Here is an 18,772-nt window from a genome sequence, read left to right as displayed (position 1 = left end):
GGTCACTTTCCGGCGGCGGGCAGCCGCGGGTTCGTGAGTCGAAGGGACAATGGGACCCCTACCAGCACTCCCGCGGCAGCGGTTTGCGGCCGGGGGCGGGGCGGAGCGGCACCAGCGGTGTCACGGCGTCGAGCTCGTGGAGCCTCTCGCCGGCGACGCACTCGAAGGCCTCGAGGCAGCTCCTGGGGTCGACCTGGGCGAGGTGGAGAGTCTTGAAGGCGTCGCGGTGCGCACGCAGCGAGAGGACGCAGGCGGTGAAGCTTCCGCCTGCCCGGTCCGGGGAAGAGACGACGCCGTTCCAGACGACCGTCTGCAGGGCGCCGGCCTGGTCGGCCTCGAACAGTTCGTGCACCGTGCGCAGCGCGACCTTGCAGAGGACTTCATCGTAGCGCGCGTCGGCTCGAGACTGTGGAATGTGCTGCTCCTCGAAATCGTCGAGACTCGAAACGTAGTGAACCGCTTCGAGCGTGGGCAGGTCGGCCGGAGCGGGTAGCAGGTTGTCCACCACCAGGAGACTCCTGGCGGCGTGGTAGTCGAGGTCGAACTCTCTGGGAAAGCAGTCGGGATACTGCGACTGCGAAAGGACGAGATCGCAGTACTCCGCCACCGCGTCCGGGACGAGCGCAAGATAGGCGGCACGGATGGCGTCCACGGCGTCGTTCGTCGCCGCCTTCCGCGCCAGGAAGTCGCGCCGGCGAAGCTCCCAGGCCGCAACGTTGAATGCATGCGCCTCGGTGCGGAGAGCGACCATCTCGAAGTGCTTTCTCGAGGACTCGGCGTCGGCGTTCCGGAGCTCTTCCGCGATCTTTGCCCAGCGGGCGTGGTCGGTCTCGAACCGAGCGCGGCAGCCGGCGATCGTTCGCGCCCTGCGAGCGGGGAGGACGCGGTCGAGGATGCCCAGCGCAGGCAGGTAGGCAAGGTCGGTGGCCTGCGGCTCAGGCGGTAGTTCGCGCGAGTCCGCCGGCGCCGGAAGGGGCGCGATCTCGGGTCGCTTCTCGTCGAACGTGCCCTTCTCCTTGAGCTTCGTCCAGTCGACGGGGTCGTAGACGGCGAGCGCGAACTTGAGCAGCGAGTCGACCTGGACGAGCTCCTGTCGCTTGAGGTCGCTCCTCGCAGCGGCAAGGGCCCGTCTTGCGTCCGCGGAGCGCCTGCCGTGAAGCCGGGCCGCCTGCTCCCGCCGGCGGCCCTCGACCACGTGCCAGCGAGCGTCCCAGTCCGCCGCCTGGACCTCGGCTTTTCGCCGGACGACCTCCTCGCTTCTGCCGCGAATCAGGCGGTGCTTGCCCAGCCCGTCGTGCCGGAGCTCCAGGGCACACGAGGGGGGGCCCGGGGAGTCGCCGCTGACCGTGAAGGGTCCGATATGGCTCACATACGAATAGAACGATCGACGGCGCCGAATCGAACAGATTGAGGCGGAATGGGTGCCCTTCGCGTAGAGTCCGCACGGGGGACCGATTGGAGCCGGCGATGGAACTCGAAGGGCCTGGGGGAGGGGCGGGAGAGCATCTGCGGCGGGCGCAGCGGGCGATCCTCTCGCTCTTGCCGTTCGTCGAGCGCTTCGCGCGGGGACGGCTCCCCCAGCGGGCGCGACGGCGCATGGAGACCGACGACCTGGTCCAGGAGACGCTGGTGAATGTGCTCCGTCAGCTCGGAGAGCTCGACACCGCCGATCCTGAGAAGCTCCGCAACTACCTCCTGCTGGCGATCCGCAACCGGGTGCGGGACGAGATCCGGCGCGCCGAGCGGGGCGAGGTTCGCAACGGGGCCTTGGCGGAAGGTCCGGACTTCGCCCCCAGCCCACTCGACGACACGATCGAATCCCAGGAGCGCCGTCAGTACCGCGCTGCGCTGGTGAAGCTCCCCGAGGCCGACCGCGACCTGATCATCGGGCGCATCGAGCTCGGCCTGCCGTTCGAGGAGCTGGCGCTCGCCACCGGGCACCCCACAGCCGCCGCCGCCCGCATGGCCACGAAGCGCGCCAGCCTGCGCCTGGCACGTGAGCTGGGCGAGCTCCAGGCGCCCCAGCGGACCTGACCCTCACGGCGTCACCGCCGACCAGCGCTCGGTGTTTTCCGACAGATCGAAGCCGTCCCAGAACAGGACCTCTCGGTTGGAGAAACAGAGGAGGCGGAGCGACTGGCTGCACGGTGTGCTCCAGAAGGCGCTCCATTCGGCGCCGTAGGCGAAGTCGGAAACCCCGTAGTCGCCGTCATCGCCGGGATCGGAAGATGTCCAGCCGTCGCAGTTGATTCCCGAGGAGGAGCCACCACCGAAGCTGCCGGACCAGTGCCAGTTGAGCTGCGCCAGATACTGCCCCTGCTCGTCGACGTGGAGGGTGTTGGCGGAGCCGCTCGTGAGCAGGTCGGCCTTCGAGTTGGCGAGCCGGAAACCGTCCACCCGGCGCAACGGCGTGTCCTCGAGCGTCAGGCGACTGCTCGCCGCGACCGGATCGGTCGACAGCCAGGCGACGAATGCCTCGGGCGAGGGCAGATGAGCCGCCGCGGCGAGATTGCGGCAGATCGCATCGCCGGCAGCGAGACCGGTCGCCGCGCCGGCTTCGGGCCACGCGCCCAGATTGCCGCTGCCTAGCGCTGAGGTCGAAAAGACCAGCGCCGCCGGCACCCAGGGGACCGGAGTGACCTCGCTCGTTCCGGACTCGACGCAAAGCAGCCGCCGCAGGCGATCGCAGTCGTTGGTGAGGTCGGAAGTCCACCAGTAGACCGAACGCTCGGGCGTTCCCGTCTTTCCCGTAGCACCATTGGTGCCGACGACCCAGCCGGCGCAGGTCCAGTCGGAGGCGGTTCCGTCCTGTCCGGTTCCGGTCCAGTAGTTGCCGGAGTCCTGCGAGAGCTCGTTGCCCAATTCGTCGAAGTGGATCGGCTGGTAGATCTCCGGGTGGAGCGGGTCGGTCAGCTCATCGACCGTTCCAGAAAACCGGCCGACACCGTCGTAGCGGTACCACGGGCCCGCCGGTACCGGTGTCCCGACGCAACCGGTGCCCTTTCGTCCGGTCTGTCCCTGCACGTGGCAAAAGGCGTCCGTCGAAGCCGTCGATAGCCAGGCGCGAAAGCCCGAGAAGTTCGGTAGACCCCCCAGGAGCGCGCGATTCTTGCAAATGAGGTCGCCTGCAGCGAGTCCGGAGAGCCCGCCGGAATCGGACCAGGAGGTGAGGTTGCCGTTGCCGGCGACCGAAGTGACGAAAGCCCGGCGCTTGACCGCACTGGCGGGAGCGGCGAGAGCGATAGCGAGAGCGAGAGCGAGAGCGAGAGCGAGAGCGAGAGCCACCCTCACGGCACCACCGCCGACCAGCGCTCGGTGTTCTCGGACAGATCGAAGCCGTCCCAGAAGAGGACCTCGCGGTTCGAGAAGCAGATGAGGCGCTTCTCGGTGCCGCTGCATGTGCCTTCGTCCCGGTCGGTCCAGGTGCCATCGTAGGCGCGGTAGAGCAAGCCGTAGGTCGCCTCGTCAAACGCCGAGACCGACGTCCAGCCAGCGCAGTTCGCCAGACCCGGCGTTCCATCGGGGAGCGTTCCGGTGAACGCCAGGCGGTAGGGCGAGGCGTACTGCCCGAACTCATCGACATGCAGCGTGTTGTCGGCGCCATTCGCCAGCAAGTCGGCCGCGGAACTGGCGATCCGGAAACCGTCCACGCGCCGATACGGAGTGCCGGCGAGCGTCATGCGAGTTCCGGCGCCAATCGAATCGGTCGAGAGCCAGGCGAAGAACGACGCGGGTGACGGCAGATGCGCGGCCGATGCGCGGCTCCGGCAGATCGCATCTCCGGCGGCGAGGCCGTCCTCGCCATTGGCGCCGGGCCAGGCGGAAAGGTCGCCGTGACCCTGGGTGGAAGTGGCGAAGACGAGAGCCGCCGGAATCCAGGGAACGGGCGTGACCTCGCTCGCCCCGGCTTCCAGGCAAAGAAGTCGGGACGTTCCGGCGCAGGAGCCGATTGTTGACGACGTCCAGCCGCCGGCGGACTCTTCCGCCGCCCCGCCCTTGCCCGAGGCCCCGCTGGAGGCCACGACCCAGCTGCCGCAGATGTCTGCCGCGACCTCTCCGGTTGAGTCCGTTCCGGTCCAGTAGCTCCTCTCGAGAGTCGTCGCATCGTTGCCCAGTTCGTCGTAGCGGATCGGTTGGTAGATCCGTCGCTCAGGGCCGGTGAGCTCGTCGAGCGTGCCGGTGAAGCGCCCCACGCCGTCGTACCGGTACCACGGCCCGGCAGGCTCCGGCGTGCCGACACAGCCAGGGTCCTTCTTACCCGTCTGGCCTTGGACGTGGCAGTAGGCGTCGGTCGCGGCCGTCGAGAGCCAGGCGCGGTAGGCGGTGGGATTCGGCAAGCCGCCAGCGGCGGCGCGGACGCGACAGATGTTGTCGCCCGCGGCGACGCCGGAGAGCCCGCCCGAATCGGCCCACGAGTGCAGATTGCCGGTGCCGGTGACGGAAGTCACGAATGCGCGGCGTTTGACGGCGTTGGCTGGAGCGGCGACGACGAGAGCGAGAGCGAGAGCCAGGGCGACTCTCACGGCACGACCGCCGACCAGCGCTCGGTGTTCTCCGAGAGATCGAAGCCGTCCCAGAAGAGGACCTCGACGTTAGAGAAGCAGGCGAGCCGGTGGGTCAGGTCGCAATCGTAGGCACCGATCTGCGTCCAGACTTCCGAGTAGGCCGCGTTGCCGAATCCAGTGTGTCCATCGTCGGTCGCTACCGCCGAGCTCCAGCCATCGCAGTTGTCGACGGTGGCGGTGCCGTCGCCGTCCGTTCCGGTCCAGAGGTTCGTGTAGGAGAGATAGCGGCCCGCCTCGTCGACATGCAGGCTGTTGTCCGCCCCGGTAGCCAGCAGGTCGCTCTTCGAGTCGGCCACGCGAAACCCGTCGACGCGCCGGATCGGCGTGCCGGTGAGCGTCAGTCGGTCGCCGGCATCGGTCGCGTTCGTCGACAGCCAGGCGAAGAACGAACCCGGTGAAGGCAGGTGGGCAGCGGTGGCCAGGCTCTGGCAGATGTTGTCGGCCGCCGCGAGACCGGTCTCTCCCCCGGCCTCGGGCCAGGTCGAGAGATCGCCGGACCCCGAGACCGAGGTCGTGAAGACGAGCGCGGCCGGAACCCAGGGGACCGGCGTCACCTCGCTCGTCCCGCCTTCCAGGCAGAGGAGTCGGCGCTCGTTGTCGCATGCGCTGATGAGGTAGGCCGTCCAGTCGTCCCAGGTCCGGTCCGGGAGTCCGGTGGATCCGGCGGCCCCCGAACTGCCGACGATCCAACCCGAGCAGGTGTCGGGACCGGCCTCGCCGGTCTTCGAAGTCGAGGTCCAGAAGCCATCCCCAGTGCCCGAGAGCTCATTGCCGAGCTCGTCGAAGCGGATGGGCTGGTAGATCGCCTGGCTCGCGAAGTCGGTGAGCTCGTCGATCGAGCCGCTGAATCGGCCGACGCCGTCGTAGCGGTACCAGGGGCCTGCGCCCGTCGCGGTGCCGACGCAGCCATTGGCCTTCTTGCCGGTCTGCCCCTGGACATGGCAGTAGGCGTCCGTCGACGCGGTCGAGAGCCAGGCGTAGTAGCTGCCGGGGTTCGGAAGGTCGGCGATGAAGGCCCGGGCGCGACAGATGTTGTCGCCGGCTGCGAGGCCCACTCCGCCGCCGGCGAGCGCCCAGGAGGCCAGGTTGCCGTTCCCGGCGACCGAGGTCACGAAGGCGCGGCGTTTGACCGCCGCGGACGGCGCCGCGAGTCCGATGACGACAAGTCCAGCCACGACAGCGATGCGGGCACGATTCGAGAACATGAGATCCCCCTGCCTCACTACCGTTGAGTCGGGCTACGAGGGGACAACTCGTGCGTTGCACCGCCCTTTTGCTCCGGCCGAGAGGGCGTTCGACCCTGGCGAGCGTGCAGGACAGGGTCTGGCCCGGAGGCCGGCCGAAAGTCGGTTAGCCACGCAGGAGGAGTCGAATCATGAAGATCCTGGTGCTGAGCGTGGGAGTCGTCGCGTCGCTGGCAGGTCTCGCAGGGTCGGCGGCGGTCGCGGCGGAGTGTGCAGCCGATACGCGAAACCTGCTCGCGAACCGCAACTGCGGATTTGCGCAGGACATAGAGGGTTGGACCGGCGTCCACGAGGAGTCCGCGAGCCATGAGCGCACGGACGGCGATCCGGCGAAGGGAGCGCTTGCCGGGACCGACCGCCAGGGCAGCCTGCGTCTTCAGGCGCCCTGCATACCGGTCAAGCCGGACACCGACTATCGGATCGCGGTGCGCCTCAGGATCGCTTCGGGCGATCTCTACGTCTGCGGCTACACGATCTTCCAGGGGGACGACGCTGCCTGCGAGAACGCCTCCGAGCCGCTGGTGGCCGACGCCCGGCCGCCGAAGACGAGCTGGCAGCAGATGAGTGGCGAGACGCGTACCGGAGCCACCGCGAGATCGGTCCAGCTCCGGCTGGAGTGCAGCGGCGAGCAAGGTTTCCGTATGCTGTTCGACGACGTCGTCTTTGCCGCGAAATAGGGCTCAGCCTCGCGCCTGCAGAACGCTGGTGTGTCGCGAAGGCGCCGGGTGCAGGACGCCTTCGCGGGTAGCTTCCAGGGTAGACGCGCGCGAACCCCGGAGGCACTGGAGCCGTCGGTCGGCGTCAGGGCTTGCGGCCTGGGGCCGAAAGGTAGCGCACGAAGACGACGAAGAGGACCAGGAACGAGGCCAACAGAAGGTACTCGAGGCCCTTGGTCTCGAAGATGTTCACGTAGCGGTAGGTTTCCATTCAGCCTCCTTCGCGGACTCGGCAGGCGCTCGCTCGGGTGCTCATGACTCGAGGGGACGCGGGTTGGGCAGCTCGTGCGCATCGCGCAGGATCGGCAAGCGAAGCACGATCCAGCGGAAGACCCAGACTTCGGTGAAGAGCACCGTCAGGGTCACGACGAACTCCTGCCAGCTCGGGAAGTAGCGTTCGGCGAGCTGCCAGTTGAAGGCGACGATCGAGATGTTCAGGCGATTGAGCAGCAGGCCGACGAGCGCCCCGGCCGCAGCCAGCCGCAGGAGTCCCGGCCGGCGGTGGCGCACCGCATAGGCGAACATCACGCACGGCACGAGCACGAAGCCGATCACCTCGACGAGGTACCAGGCCCCCCACCCGGTCGCCAGCAGATCCCATTGGCGCTCGTGCAGGAAGATGAGCAGCTTGAAGAAGTAGTAGACGAACAGGGCGATGGCGGTACCCTTGCCGAGCCCGAGCATCAGATCGTCGAACGAGCCGTGCTTCTTGGGATCCGTCTGCTTGCCGAACAGCCGGTGGGTCAGGGTGCCCTCGAGGATGACCATCGACAGGCCGCCGAAGATGCTCGAGACGAAGAAGAGTATGGGAATGAACTCGGTGTACCAGAGCGGATGGATCTTCGGCTTGGCCATCAGGAAGAGGGCGCCCAGGCCGGCCTGGTGAAGGGTCGACAGCGTCACCCCGATGATCACGGCGCCCAGAGCCAGAGAGGCGAGGACGCGCCGCGCGCGCTTCCAGCCCAGCCACTCCGCGAAGGCCGGCGAGAGCTCGATCATCTCGACGAGCATGTAGAGCAGAAAGCTCCAGGCGACCTGGAAGAGCACCGAGTTGTAGCCGAACGAGTTGCCGATGACCGGGTTGATGACATTCCAGGGCCGGCCGAGGTCGAGCACCAGAGCCCCGGCATAGAAGATGTAGGCCAGCAGGCCGTTCAGCACCGTGGCGCGGATGATCGGATGGTATTTCTCGAGCCGCATCACGTAGACGGCGAAGGCCAGCGTGTAGGCGCCGCCGGCGAGGGCGACCCCGGTCACGACGTCGAAGCCGATCCCGAGGCCCCAGGGGTGCTCCTGAGTCAGGTTGGTGATCGAACCCAGGCCGTAGATGAAGCGCTGGATGAGGACGCCGATCCCGAGCAGGATGACCGGAATCGAGATGACGTTGAACGGGGTCAGCAGCGGCCCCTTGGGTTTGAGCTCCGAGAGCAGGAAGCGCAGGAGCGGGAGGCGGTCGGGAGCGGGCGAGATCGGCATCGTAGTCATGACTCGCTGGGCTCCATCGCCTCGTCCTTCTTGTCGGCGAGCAGGTGGAGACCGAACTGCAGGGCGGGAAGTCCGAAGAGCACGAGGGGAACCCCGTAGAGGAAGTCGCGGGTGTACTCCGGGTACGGCGTCGTGCCGAGATCGGTACGGAAGCCGATCTCCTCGAAAGGCACCGCCGAGAGGTAGAGCCAGCCGGTCCCGCCGACCTCGGACTCGCCATAGATCTGGTGTACGTAGCGGTCGGGGTGGTGATAGATGCGCAGACGGGCGATCTCCATCAGCTCGCGCTTGGTGCCGAAGGTGAGGGCGTCGGTCGGGCACGAGCCCACGCAGGCCGGCTCCAAACCCTGCTCGAGCCGTTCGCTGCACATCGAGCACTTCTGGATCTTCGGATTCCACGAGTGATACTCGAACTTCGGGATGTCGAACGGGCAGGACACCAGGCAGTAGCGACAGCCCATGCACTTCCTGGGGTGCCAGACCACCGGTCCGCTGCGCGTCTTCTCCATGGCGTTCGTCAGGCAGGCCGCGGCGCATGCCGGCTGCCAGCAGTGCAGGCACTGCTTCTTGACGAAGACTTCGCCCTTCGACGTGGCGAAGCGATTGACCACCGTCCACTGGGTCTCGGTCGTCGGGCGCAGTGCGGCGAGCGCGCCGTCGTTCTCGATGTCCGGCACCGGCAGGTCGTGTTCCACGGAGCAGGCGCGCTCGCAGGCGCGACAGCCGATGCAGCGCGTGGTGTCGACGAGGACGCCGACGAACTCCTCGGGGTTGCCCTTTTCGGCGGCCTCGGCGCGTCCTGCTACCAGTGTCGAGCCGGCCACGGTGCCGATCTTCAGGAAGGTGCGTCGATTCATGGCTTCCTCACTTGCTCGTCGCCGGGCCAGCCGGCGGCGCCGGCGGGGCCTTCGTCGTCTGGGACTGCGGCTCTCGGGAGCGCTGGTGGCAGAACCCGCATTGAGTGCTCGCTTCGGATCCGGTGCCGCGGTCGTGACATTTCCAGCAGCTGCGGTGAATCGCGACCTTCACGGTCGGCATCTCGAGGGTGAGCCCCGAGGTGCGCTCCGGGTGGCAGACCACGCACTTGCCCGCGGCCGCTGGAGTCGCGCTTCCCGTGTGGCAGACGGCGCAGTCGACCCAGAAGCCGTCGAAATAGTCCGGGTGCGGCAGCTCGAGACTCGCCGCCACGGTCTCGTGATGGCAGGACACACATTCGGCGCCGAACTCCTCCGTGTGGAGCCTGTGCTGGAAGACGACCTCGCCGACCGAAGAGGCCCAGCGGACGGTTTCGGGAGAGGCCGGCGAGGGCAAGGGTGCGGGGGTCTCTGCCTTGGCGTCGGCGGCCGATGCAGCCGCTGTCGCCGTGGGCAACAGCAGACAGAGGGCGGTCAGGAGGTGCGACCAGGTGGCAGTTCGCGTCGTCATGGAATCACCTGTCCGGATTCCGTGCGCCGGCTCATACCTTGACTGTCTGGGCAGCGGTCTCTGGCAGCCGCGCCGGCTGTAGAAAGGTCTTGTCGAAAGCGCGACAGGCGGCACGTTGCGCCGTCCCGTTCGTGTGCGGGCTCCTCCTGTCGACGGCAGGCTCTGCTGCGAGCTCCTCCGTCAGACGGTCGGTGAAGCGGCGGGCCTCGTTCTGGTACCAGCTGACGGCATCGGCGCCGATCATGAGCTTGCCGAGGTCGGCGGTCAGCTCCTGCGGGTCGATCGTACAGACCCAGCCCTGCTCGTAGGGACGCAGACGCATGAGATCGAGCTGATAGTCGAGATCGTGGTTGACGTGCACGACCTTGCCCGAGAGAGGAGCCGCGAAGCGCAGCTCCTGCCCGTCCCCTCCGATACTGAGAGCGAAGAGAGCATCTCCGCGACGCACCGCTCGCCCGGGTTCGGGCAGGCGGATCGCGGTGACCGGTCCCACCGACTTCTGAACGAAGTCGTCGAGCCCGACTCGGGCCTCGCCCGTCATCTCGATCTTCACCCAGCTGTGCTCCGGCGAAACGTAGATGCCGCCCGGAACGTTGACCACTCGCGGCGAAGCGACGCCGGCGGAGGAGGGCGTGACCAGGCGGATCTCGGGCGGAGTCAGGCGCTCGCGACGATCCTGCCGGCGCAGCACGAGGCGGTTCGCGAACTCGACCAGCTCATCCTCCGTGAACGGCTTCTGAACGTAGTCGACGGCGCCGAATCGCATGGCGTCCACCGCCGACTCGATCGTGCCGTAGCCGGTGATGATCGCGATGTCGATATCCGGTCGGAGATGGTGGACTCCCTTGGCGACGTCGAGCCCGTCCATGCCCGGCATCTTGAGGTCGGTGAAGACGAAATCGTAGTCGTTCTTGCGCACCAGACTCAGGGCCTCCTGGCCGGACTCCACGGTGTCGACCGCGAAGCCCGCCAGGACGAGAATCTTGCGGAAGCTGTCGAGGATCACCGGCTCGTCATCGACCGCGAGAATCCGGCCCTTCGGCGAGGCGACTTCGACGCGCTTCAGGCTGAGCGCCTCCTCGGCGAACTCGAGCTTCAGTCCGATGTCCAGCGCCTGCTGGCGCTCACGACGCGCGCGGGTTGCCTGCATCTGCTTGAGGGTCAGCCGGAGAGTAAGGTCGACGACGGCGAAAACCACGACCGTCAAGAGAACCATCAGAAAGATCATCGCTTCTCCTTCTCCCCGCCGCTTCCAGCCGGAGCGAGAACGGCGCCGGCGCGGCGCGTGAGGGCGTCCAGTTCCGCCTCGAGGTCGGCCGGCGCGACACGCACCAGCCAACCCGAGGAGAACGGGGCACGATTCAGTAGATCGGGATCCGCGAGGATCGCCGGGTTGGTTTCGAGCACAGTGCCGCTCACCGGAGCCCAGATCCGGTGGATCGAAGCGTCGGCCGTGGCAATCTCCGCGCAGGCGAGCCCCTGGGTCAGACGCGCGCCCTTCTGGGGCAGGACGATCGTGCGGATCTCGGCGAGCAGGCCGGGCCAGCTCTCGGCGAGCCCGAAGGTCGCGACTCCCTTCTCGATCGTGACCCAGGCATGCTGGCCGAGGAAATAGCGCTCGCGGCTCGCCTCGCTGCCCGGTTGCGGGATTTCAGCCGGGACGGCGGACCAGCTGCCCAGCTCGACCGCCTTGAGCGCTCGGCGTACGACGCCGAGCAGCTCCGCCACGTCGAACGGCTTGGGGAGGAAGTCGAAGGCGCCCTTCTTGAATGCGGCGAGGGCGTTCTCGATGGTGGCGTAGCCGGTGATCAGGATGACGGGAAGATGGGGCCGCTCGCCCGTCACGCGCTCGAGCAGGTCGAAGCCGGAGAACCCCGGCAGCATGAGATCGGACAGCACGACGCGATGATCGACTCTCCGCAGGCGTGCGAGCGCCCCGTCGACATCCTCGACCCGATCGAGGGAGATCCCCTCGGGTCGGAGGATCCTCGCCGCTGCCTCGCGCACGACGGGCTCGTCCTCGACCAGCAGCACGTCGAACGGGGCTCTCATGAGGCGCCTCCGGCTGCCGGCTGCGATTGTGGCTCGAGCGGCAGCTGCACGGTGAAGGTGGTGCCGCGGCCGACCTTGGTGTCGACCCGGATCGTGCCGCCGTGCTCGGTGACGATTCCCCAGCAGACCGCGAGGCCGAGTCCCGTCCCCCGGTTCTCCTTGGTGGTGAAGAACGGCTCGAAGATGTGGGCGAGGTTCTTTTCCGAGATTCCCGTGCCGTTGTCGGCGACCTTGATCTCGACCGACTGGCGGCCCTCGACGCTCTTCAGGTCGGTGGCGACGAAGATCTGCCGGTCGCCCGCCTCGAAGGCATCGGCGGCGTTGACGAGGAGGTTCAGGATGACCTGCTGCAGCTGGGTGGCGTCGGCCGGGAAGAGCGGCAGGTCGCTCGCCAGGGTCCTGGTGAGGTGAATGTTCTGCACCCGAAGCTGGTTGTCGACGATGGCGAGCGCGCGCTCGACGATGGCGTTCAGGTCGACCATGGTCTTCTTCGGCGGCACCTGGCGCGAGAAATCGAGCAGGCCGCGGACGATGTCGCGGCAACGCTTGGTTTCGTGGACGATGGTCTCGAGATCGCTCCGGGTCTCCGCGTCCACGGCGCGCTTCAGCAGGAAGCTCGAATAGGTGAGGACGCCGGTGAGCGGGTTGTTGATCTCGTGGGCGATACCGGCGGCCAGCCGACCTACGGAGGCCAGCTTGTTCGATTGGTAGACCATGTGGCGGGCTTCGGCGAGGTTGGTCGTCATCTGATTGAACGAGGTGGCCAACTGGCCGAGCTCGTCGTGGCGCACGACGGCGACGCGGTGGCCGAGCTCGCCCGCCGCGACGCGCTCGGTAGCGCCGAGGAGCGCGCGCACGGGCTTTCCGACCCAACGATGGAACAGGGTCGCGAGGAGGAGGCTGATGGCCGTGATTCCGGCGAGCGCGAAGGCGAATGCCGATCGCCGCCCTGCACTCACGGCGGAATCGACCTCGGCGAGCGAAACGGTGACGTCGAGAACCCCGAGCACCTGCTGCTGCGGCGGATGAGCGTGGCATCCGGCGTTGGCGCAGATGGGCTCGTTGGGAATCGGCGTGATGACGCCGAGCTGCCGATCGCCGCCCTCGGCGCGGAAGACGCGTGTGCGGCGGCCCTCCGAGAGCTCCGCAACGGAGGTGCCGTCGCTGTGACAGCCGTCGCAGGCCTCGTTGTGCTGATCGACCGTCGTGCCGACGAGGGCGGCGTCTGGCGAGTAGATGACCTCACCCTCCTTGTTGTAGACGCGGATCTTTTCCAGCCCGTCCTGGCGCCCGATCTGCTCGATGATGCGGTGCACCATGTCGCGTTCGTTGAGCAGCATCGCGTGGCGGGTGCTGTTGCGTATGGTGTCGGAGAGGATGAGAGCCTGGCGCTCGACCAGCGACGCGAGCTCGCGTTCGTGGGCCCGGCTGGCGAGCCAGGCGGAGGTGCCGAAGACCGCCAGCGAGACAACGCCGACAGCCACCATGACGCGCTGGGCAATGCGCGGTTTCATGGCCGCTCGAGGGGCGAGTCAGTTCGGCGTGAAGTTGCGGGCACCGGCACGGGATCCTCCCTCCCGGAATGGAGGCGGCGAAGGAGGGGAGCACCGGTGGGCGCCCTGGAGGCGCGGAACTTCGGGAAGGCTATATCGACGTCCGGTGACTTGCGCCGGAACTCAGATCCTGCCAGGGCGTTTCAACCGGAGGTCCCGATTCGGTCCCGTCCCGTCTCGGGGCGGGAGCCGGTGCCATCGTCGGCCTCCGCTTGCCATGGTCTGCGCCGCAGCGCGGCACGGCAACACCCCGCGGGAGTGGGCCTCCTCCTGCCTCAGAGGGTGGCTACGGGCGTTTCCGCAAGCCAGGAGCGGAGTTGCTCGTATGCCTCGCTGCGATCGAGCAGGTCGAGGTGGTTCCTGCCACGGAGAATGCAGCGGCGGTCCGCCGGAATGGCGAGCGCGCGCGCCGGATCGGTGTCGTCGCCGAGCGCGCTCGCCAGCGGCACGAGACCGTCGCCGAGGACGGCCTTGGCGGCCGCCATCGCGCTGGCGGTGACCGCCGCTTGGGGACTCTTGGCGAGTGTCGCAGCGATCGCATAGCAGGCGACACCCCGGGGAAGGGGCACGATCTCGCGATGGCCGCTGCCGGGAGCGAAGCGGTCGCCTCCCCGTAGCGCCGTCACCTGGCCGAAGCGCAGATCGGTGATGCCGGCGCTGCGGATCCGTCCCAGGCGGGCGAAAGCCGCAGTGTAGGAGGAGGCGTCGAGCGCGAGGGTCACCCAGTTGCCGCCGCGCTCGAGCGGCGCGCCGTGATGCGGCGTGCCGAGAAAGACGATCTGGCGCAGTTTGCCGAGCCAGGCGAGCTTCTCGCGCTCGGCGACCTGGCAGGCGCTACGCATCACGAGCCCACCCATGCTGTGCGCGATGACGACGATCTCGCCCAACGGCCCACCCCAGTCGGCGACGAAGGAGTCCAGGCGCATGGCCAGCTCGTTGCCGTTGGTCGCGACCGGCCGGCCGCTGTTGTAATGCAGGTAGACGGGCGTGAAACCGAGCTCCGATGCGAGGCGGGCGCCGTGGTCGTGGCCCTTTCTCGACCACTGAAGATCGCTCCTGCAGAGGCCGTGCAGGAGGAGGAGCATCCGGTTCCCCCTCTCCTGCTTCGCGTCGAGCTCCCGTCCGTGGCGCCGGAACGTCATCGGGATGGCGAGCGGGTTGCCGGTCGCCTCGAGGTGGTCGCCGAGCACGCCGTTGAGCGCCGCGAGGATGGCGTCGCGATGGGGTGACACGGGAGCGCTCGACGGAGGAACCGTTGCAGGCTGGGTGAGCAGGAGCGGTTGCAGCTGGGCGAGTCCGCCGTCGACGCTGTGGCCGACCCAGTGGGTGATCCGCCGCACGGTCCGGTAGACGAATCCGGTGATGCCGCGCATGCGCTTCCGGCGCGCCGGATCCGGCTTGCCCACCTCCGGCACGCTCGTCACGCTGCGGTGAACCTCCTCGACCAGATCGGTCATCGCGACGGTCGCCTCGACCGCGAGCCGGGAGAATCCGCGAAGATCCGACATCGTCCGCGCACGCTTCATGCCGCAAGCCTACGCCGTTCGTGGTGGATGCCGGGCTCCAGGCCGTAGTCGCGACTCCCCGGCGATGGACGGTTTGTGCGAGAGTTCGCGCCACCCGATGTCCTTGCCGTCGCTCATCCGTCGCTTCGTGAGGTGCGCCCTCGCGCTGTGGACCTTCCTGCCGGCGCCGGCGTCGCCGGTGTGGGGCGACGAAGGCCCGCCGTCGTGGGCCTACCCGGAGAAGCCACCGGACTTCCTGCCGACGCCGGACGACGGATCTCTCCGCCGGGTCCCTGGCAGCGCGGCGTCCTTCACGCTCACCCAGCTGCGCGATCTCTTTCGCGCTCCAGACTGGCACCCTGCCGACCACGCCCCCATGCCCGATGTCGTCGCCTACGGCCGGAGGCCGGAGGTCTATGCCTGCGGCTTCTGCCATCGGGCGGAGGGCACCGGTGGTCCCGAGAACGCGCGTCTCGCGGGTCTGCCGGCGGCCTACATCGTCCAGCAGATGGCCGATTTCAAGAGCGGTGCGCGCGGGACCTCGGTGCCGAACCGCCTCCCCACGTCGGCGATGATCGCCGTCGCCAGGGCCGCGACCGACACGGAGGTCGCCGCTGCCGCCGCTTACTTCTCGGCCCTTGCGCCACGACGGTCGATCCGGGTCGTCGAGACCGCGGCCGTGCCGAAGACCTACGTCGCCGGATGGTTCCTGGCCGCAGCGCCGGCCGGCGCGCGCGAGCCGATCGGTGCCCGGATCCTCGAAGTGCCGGAAGACCTCGAACGGTTCGAAAGTCGCGACTCGCGGGCCGGCTTTCTCGCCTATGTGCCGATCGGCAGTATCCGGCAGGGCCAGGTCCTCGCGGAACATGGCGGCGTCAGCGCAGGCGACCAGCAGACGGTGCCGTGCGCCACCTGCCACGGTCCGGGGCTCCGGGGGCTCGGCCCGGTGCCCGGCATCGCCGGACGCTCGCCGAGCTACGTCGTCCGCCAGCTCTGGGACTTCCGGCACGGCGCCCGGGCCGGACCGTCGAGCGTCCTCATGCGGCCGGTGGTCGAGAAGCTCACCCTCGACGAGATGATCGCGCTCGCCGCCTACCTCGCCTCTCTCCCGCCCTGAGCACTGCGCATGTCACACTTCGCCGGTGACGGATCCGGTCGACACGCTGCATGCGCCGCACTTCGCGAGCGGGCGCTTCTTCAATCCCTGGGGAGTCGGCAAAGCGACCTTTCGCGACCTCGTGCGCTGGAAGCTGCTGTCGCGGAACCGCTACGACAAGAGACGCCCGCCGCGCGTGCCCCGGGTCGCGAACGACGGGGCGGACCTTCGCCGGCGCGCCGGCACTCCCGGGGCGACCTGGGTCGGGCACGCGACCTTTGCGCTTCAGGACGGCGGGAACGTCCTGCTGACCGATCCGCACTTCGGCCCGCGGGCGCTCTTGCCGCGCCGCCGGGAGCCCCCCGGCGTTCCGCTCACCGCGATTCCGGAGGGCGCGGTGGCGGTGTTGTCGCACAATCACTATGACCACCTCGACCGCTGGAGTCTCTCCCGCCTGCCGAAGGGGATCGCTTGGCGGGTGCCGCTTGGGCTCGGCCGGTTCGTCAGGCAGTTCGGCTACTCCGACGTCGAAGAGCTCGACTGGTGGCAGTCGACCGAGTGCCGCGGCTTTCGCCTCACTCTCCTGCCGGCGCAGCACTGGTCGCGCCGCCTCTCGCAACCCGACGAAACGACTCTCTGGGGCTCGTGGCTCATCGAGAGTCCCCGTATGCGAACCTTCTTCGCCGGCGACAGCGGGTACTTCCGGGGCTTCGCCGAGTACGGGAGGGTCTTCCCAAACCTCGATCTCGCCCTGCTGCCGACCGGCGCCTACGAACCGCGCTGGTTCATGAAGCCGGTGCACATGAATCCGGAGGAGGCACTCGCCGCTTTCCAGGATCTCGGCGCGGCGCACATGCTGCCGATGCACTGGGGCACTTTCGACCTGACCGACGAGCCGATCGACGAGGCTGACCGGGTGATCGAGCGGCTCCTCAGACAGGGATCGCCCGACCTCGCCCGCCGCGTCCACCGGCTGGCGATCGGGGAGCGATTCCGGCCGGCGGAGGCGGGTTGAGCTGCCGGAGAAGCGGGGCGAGGGGGCGGCAGTCGCGGGGCGGCCGATCTAGAATTCGCGGCAACGACCGGCCCACCGGAGGCAGAGATTGACCAAGCCAGCCCTGAATGCAGTTGCCGTCTCCCTGACGCTCTTCTTGCTGCCGATGTCGCCAGTGACCGCTGGCGTCGAGTTCGACGCGCTCGCCAGGTGCATGGAGGATGCGACCACGGCGCGGGACGAAAACGATCTGGTGCGCTGGCTCTTCGCCACGGCCGCCCTGCACCCGGTGGTGAGCTCGATCTCCGTGGTGTCGCCGGAGCAGCGCACGGCGATGGCGCGCACGGTGGGGAGGCTCTTCGAGCGCCTGCTGACCGAGTCGTGCCGGCCGCAATTCGCCGCGGCGCTCGAGCGCGACGGCCAGGGGACGGTCGAGAACGCCTTCCAGGTTCTCGGGCAGGAGGCGATGCGCGCGCTCATGGCCGATCCGAACGTGGCCGAGGGCTTCGACGCGGTGGAGACGTTCATCCGCAAGGACAAGCTCGAGCTCGACGCCAAGCCGGCGGTGCCATGAACCGCTAACCACGGTTGGCGCTCCTGCAGGTCTGCGCCGCGCTCGTCGCCCGCAACCGACTGGCGAGCTGTGCGAGACTCACCCCCAGGCAAGCACGCCAGGGGAGGGCAGGCGATGCGACAGCGGTGGGGGAGTCTCCTGGGAGGTTTCTTGGTTTTCGTCGCCGGGTTCTACGCCGGAGGCTACTTCGGCGCGCATCGGCTCTGGGCGATCACCGAACCGGTGATGCGAATGGAGGTTGCAGCTTCGATCCACTTCGGGATCGACGAGTTGATCTATCTGCGCACCGACCAGGCGGACAAGGCGCTGCGGCGGATGGAGCAGCGCCTCGACGGGGCGATTCTCGGCGTGTCGCGGGAGCGCTCGCCGCATCAGCTTTCTCCCGATGAGCGCCAGTCGCTGCTGCTCGCGAAGCGCTACCGCGCCCGCTATCCGTTCGCGGAGGCGAGTCCGGAGGCGGAGGCCGCGCTGTCCGCGGTCGCGGACGGGACGCTCGACCCCATGGTTGCGAGAACCGCGGCGCGCGCCTTGCTGACGGAATCGGAGGCTGCGACGATGAAGCTCGATCCTGTCGGATCGACGAAGCCATGAAGTGGAGCGTCTGGCTGACGTGCGCGGCGCTGGTGGCAACGCCTGTACCCGCTGGTGGCGAGGCGCCAGGGGAACCGCCCCGGCGTACCCTGGCAGTGACGATCGACGACCTGCCGGCGCCGCCGGCCGGGGTGGTGTCGAACGAGCCGGCGGCGCTCGCGGCGATGACCGCCAAGCTCCTCGCGGCGCTCGCGGAGCATCGGGTGCCGGCGGTCGGCTTCGTCAACGAGGGCAAGCTCTTCGCCTCCGGCGAAAGCGCGGCTGGGGTCGCGGCGCGGACCGCCGTTCTTCGGCAGTGGATCGACGCCGGACTCGAGCTCGGCAATCACACGTATTCGCACCGCAGTCTCAACCGCCTGCCGCTCGAGGAGTTCGAGGCCGACGTGCTGCGCGGCGAGCCGGTCACCCGGAGTCTGCTGGCGGAGAAGGGCAGGACGCTGCGCTATTTCCGCCATCCCTTCCTGCAGGTGGGGCTCGAGCTCCCGAAGCGCCGGGCGTTCGAGAAGTTCCTCGCCGAGAAGGGCTACACGATCGCGCCGGTGACGATCGACAACGACGAATACGTCTTCGCCTTCGTCTACGCCGACGCCCTGCGGCGGGGTGACCAGGCGTTCGCCGGCCGGGTGGCCGCCGCCTATCTCGACTACATGGATCAGGTCTTCGGTTTCGTCGAAGAGCTTTCGCACCGCGTCGTCGGGCGCGAGATCGCGCAGGTGTTGCTGATTCACGCCAACGCGCTGAACGCCGATCATTTCGGTGCGCTGGCGGACCGGATGGAGAAGCGCGGCTACCGCTACGCGACTCTCGACGAAACGCTGCGCGATCCGGCCTACACGCTGCCCGACGACTACGTCGGCGCCTGGGGGATCTCCTGGCTCCACCACTGGGAAGTGACCGCCGGGAAGCCGCGCTCGCCCTCTCCCGATCCTCCGGCCTGGATCCAGCAGGCCTACGACGCCCTGCCGCGCTGAG

Annotated in this window: 18 protein-coding genes; 7 read left to right on the top strand and 11 right to left on the bottom strand. The window is 68.4% G+C overall.

From position 1 onward, the window contains the following. Positions 1 to 58: 58 nt before the first annotated feature. Positions 59 to 1,369, bottom strand: coding sequence for a restriction endonuclease (locus KBI44_01770; protein MBP9143188.1), 1,311 nt, complete (start codon positions 1,367 to 1,369; stop codon positions 59 to 61). A 98-nt stretch (positions 1,370 to 1,467) separates the two neighbouring features. Between KBI44_01770 and KBI44_01765 the strand changes: the two genes are divergently transcribed. Further along, entirely contained in the window at positions 1,468 to 2,034 is a 567-nt protein-coding gene (locus KBI44_01765) for a sigma-70 family RNA polymerase sigma factor (protein ID MBP9143187.1), read from the top strand. A 3-nt stretch (positions 2,035 to 2,037) separates the two neighbouring features. Here KBI44_01765 and KBI44_01760 read toward each other — a convergent pair whose 3' ends face one another. From KBI44_01760 to KBI44_01750, 3 genes are read right to left on the bottom strand one after another with little or no spacing between them, the layout of a single operon-like run. Continuing rightward, positions 2,038 to 3,291 (bottom strand): hypothetical protein, encoded by a 1,254-nt coding sequence (locus KBI44_01760; GenBank protein MBP9143186.1) that lies wholly within the window; start codon positions 3,289 to 3,291, stop codon positions 2,038 to 2,040. Then, positions 3,288 to 4,523: a hypothetical protein gene (locus KBI44_01755; protein ID MBP9143185.1), complete on the bottom strand. Its 1,236-nt coding sequence runs from the start codon at positions 4,521 to 4,523 to the stop codon at positions 3,288 to 3,290. The genes KBI44_01760 and KBI44_01755 overlap by 4 nt, the downstream gene beginning before the upstream one ends. Further along, a complete protein-coding gene (locus KBI44_01750) occupies positions 4,520 to 5,770 on the bottom strand; it encodes a hypothetical protein (GenBank protein MBP9143184.1) in 1,251 nt (416 codons plus the stop codon). The genes KBI44_01755 and KBI44_01750 overlap by 4 nt, the downstream gene beginning before the upstream one ends. Positions 5,771 to 5,940: 170 nt before the next feature. Here KBI44_01750 and KBI44_01745 point away from each other — a divergent pair, with 170 nt between their 5' ends. Then, positions 5,941 to 6,486: a hypothetical protein gene (locus KBI44_01745; GenBank protein MBP9143183.1), complete on the top strand. Its 546-nt coding sequence runs from the start codon at positions 5,941 to 5,943 to the stop codon at positions 6,484 to 6,486. 291 nt (positions 6,487 to 6,777) lie between these two features. Here the strand turns inward: KBI44_01745 and nrfD are convergent, their stop codons facing one another. The 7 genes from nrfD to KBI44_01710 form a co-directional block, all read right to left on the bottom strand. Then, on the bottom strand, positions 6,778 to 8,010 hold the full coding sequence (gene nrfD / locus KBI44_01740; GenBank protein MBP9143182.1) for a polysulfide reductase NrfD: 1,233 nt from the start codon (positions 8,008 to 8,010) through the stop codon (positions 6,778 to 6,780). Next, entirely contained in the window at positions 8,007 to 8,867 is an 861-nt protein-coding gene (locus KBI44_01735) for a 4Fe-4S dicluster domain-containing protein (GenBank protein ID MBP9143181.1), read from the bottom strand. Before KBI44_01735 ends, nrfD begins: the two co-directional genes overlap by 4 nt. Before the next feature lie 7 nt (positions 8,868 to 8,874). Next, on the bottom strand, positions 8,875 to 9,435 hold the full coding sequence (locus KBI44_01730) for a cytochrome c3 family protein (GenBank protein MBP9143180.1): 561 nt from the start codon (positions 9,433 to 9,435) through the stop codon (positions 8,875 to 8,877). Between the two features lie 31 nt (positions 9,436 to 9,466). Next, positions 9,467 to 10,663 (bottom strand): response regulator, encoded by a 1,197-nt coding sequence (locus KBI44_01725; GenBank protein ID MBP9143179.1) that lies wholly within the window; start codon positions 10,661 to 10,663, stop codon positions 9,467 to 9,469. Further along, entirely contained in the window at positions 10,660 to 11,487 is an 828-nt protein-coding gene (locus tag KBI44_01720) for a response regulator (GenBank protein ID MBP9143178.1), read from the bottom strand. Before KBI44_01720 ends, KBI44_01725 begins: the two co-directional genes overlap by 4 nt. Then, positions 11,484 to 13,001: a HAMP domain-containing protein gene (locus tag KBI44_01715; GenBank protein MBP9143177.1), complete on the bottom strand. Its 1,518-nt coding sequence runs from the start codon at positions 12,999 to 13,001 to the stop codon at positions 11,484 to 11,486. The genes KBI44_01720 and KBI44_01715 overlap by 4 nt, the downstream gene beginning before the upstream one ends. Positions 13,002 to 13,315: 314 nt before the next feature. After that, complete coding sequence (locus tag KBI44_01710) at positions 13,316 to 14,566, bottom strand: alpha/beta hydrolase (protein MBP9143176.1); 1,251 nt, start codon at positions 14,564 to 14,566, stop codon at positions 13,316 to 13,318. Positions 14,567 to 14,723: 157 nt separating this feature from the next. Between KBI44_01710 and KBI44_01705 the strand changes: the two genes are divergently transcribed. The 5 genes from KBI44_01705 to KBI44_01685 all read left to right on the top strand — a co-directional run bounded on the left by KBI44_01705 (position 14,724) and on the right by KBI44_01685 (position 18,771). After that, on the top strand, positions 14,724 to 15,662 hold the full coding sequence (locus KBI44_01705; GenBank protein ID MBP9143175.1) for a cytochrome C-binding protein: 939 nt from the start codon (positions 14,724 to 14,726) through the stop codon (positions 15,660 to 15,662). Between the two features lie 25 nt (positions 15,663 to 15,687). Continuing rightward, the gene (locus KBI44_01700) at positions 15,688 to 16,656 is read left to right on the top strand and encodes an MBL fold metallo-hydrolase (protein ID MBP9143174.1); all 969 of its coding nucleotides are present in this window, start codon (positions 15,688 to 15,690) and stop codon (positions 16,654 to 16,656) included. Positions 16,657 to 16,744: 88 nt separating this feature from the next. After that, the gene (locus KBI44_01695) at positions 16,745 to 17,209 is read left to right on the top strand and encodes a hypothetical protein (protein ID MBP9143173.1); all 465 of its coding nucleotides are present in this window, start codon (positions 16,745 to 16,747) and stop codon (positions 17,207 to 17,209) included. 150 nt (positions 17,210 to 17,359) lie between these two features. Continuing rightward, positions 17,360 to 17,800: a hypothetical protein gene (locus tag KBI44_01690; protein ID MBP9143172.1), complete on the top strand. Its 441-nt coding sequence runs from the start codon at positions 17,360 to 17,362 to the stop codon at positions 17,798 to 17,800. Next, a complete protein-coding gene (locus KBI44_01685; GenBank protein MBP9143171.1) occupies positions 17,797 to 18,771 on the top strand; it encodes a polysaccharide deacetylase family protein in 975 nt (324 codons plus the stop codon). The genes KBI44_01690 and KBI44_01685 overlap by 4 nt, the downstream gene beginning before the upstream one ends. Position 18,772 lies beyond the last annotated feature (1 nt).

It is taken from the genome of Thermoanaerobaculia bacterium (assembly GCA_018057705.1).
Classification (GTDB): Bacteria; Acidobacteriota; Thermoanaerobaculia; order Multivoradales; family JAGPDF01; genus JAGPDF01.
The sequence above is the reverse complement of the archived record's forward strand: the minus strand, read 5'-3'. Positions and strand labels throughout refer to the sequence as shown.

What these genes read in the sequence shown, in the direction of transcription:
- KBI44_01765 (MBP9143187.1), top strand. Translation starts at nt 1,468, where the DNA reads ATGGAACTCGAAGGGCCTGGGGGAGGGGCGGGAGAGCATCTGCGGCGG.
- KBI44_01750 (MBP9143184.1), bottom strand. Translation starts at nt 5,770, where the DNA reads ATGTTCTCGAATCGTGCCCGCATCGCTGTCGTGGCTGGACTTGTCGTC.
- KBI44_01745 (MBP9143183.1), top strand. Translation starts at nt 5,941, where the DNA reads ATGAAGATCCTGGTGCTGAGCGTGGGAGTCGTCGCGTCGCTGGCAGGT.
- nrfD (MBP9143182.1), bottom strand. Translation starts at nt 8,010, where the DNA reads ATGACTACGATGCCGATCTCGCCCGCTCCCGACCGCCTCCCGCTCCTG.
- KBI44_01735 (MBP9143181.1), bottom strand. Translation starts at nt 8,867, where the DNA reads ATGAATCGACGCACCTTCCTGAAGATCGGCACCGTGGCCGGCTCGACA.
- KBI44_01730 (MBP9143180.1), bottom strand. Translation starts at nt 9,435, where the DNA reads ATGACGACGCGAACTGCCACCTGGTCGCACCTCCTGACCGCCCTCTGT.
- KBI44_01725 (MBP9143179.1), bottom strand. Translation starts at nt 10,663, where the DNA reads ATGATCTTTCTGATGGTTCTCTTGACGGTCGTGGTTTTCGCCGTCGTC.
- KBI44_01720 (MBP9143178.1), bottom strand. Translation starts at nt 11,487, where the DNA reads ATGAGAGCCCCGTTCGACGTGCTGCTGGTCGAGGACGAGCCCGTCGTG.
- KBI44_01715 (MBP9143177.1), bottom strand. Translation starts at nt 13,001, where the DNA reads ATGAAACCGCGCATTGCCCAGCGCGTCATGGTGGCTGTCGGCGTTGTC.
- KBI44_01710 (MBP9143176.1), bottom strand. Translation starts at nt 14,566, where the DNA reads ATGAAGCGTGCGCGGACGATGTCGGATCTTCGCGGATTCTCCCGGCTC.
- KBI44_01685 (MBP9143171.1), top strand. Translation starts at nt 17,797, where the DNA reads ATGAAGTGGAGCGTCTGGCTGACGTGCGCGGCGCTGGTGGCAACGCCT.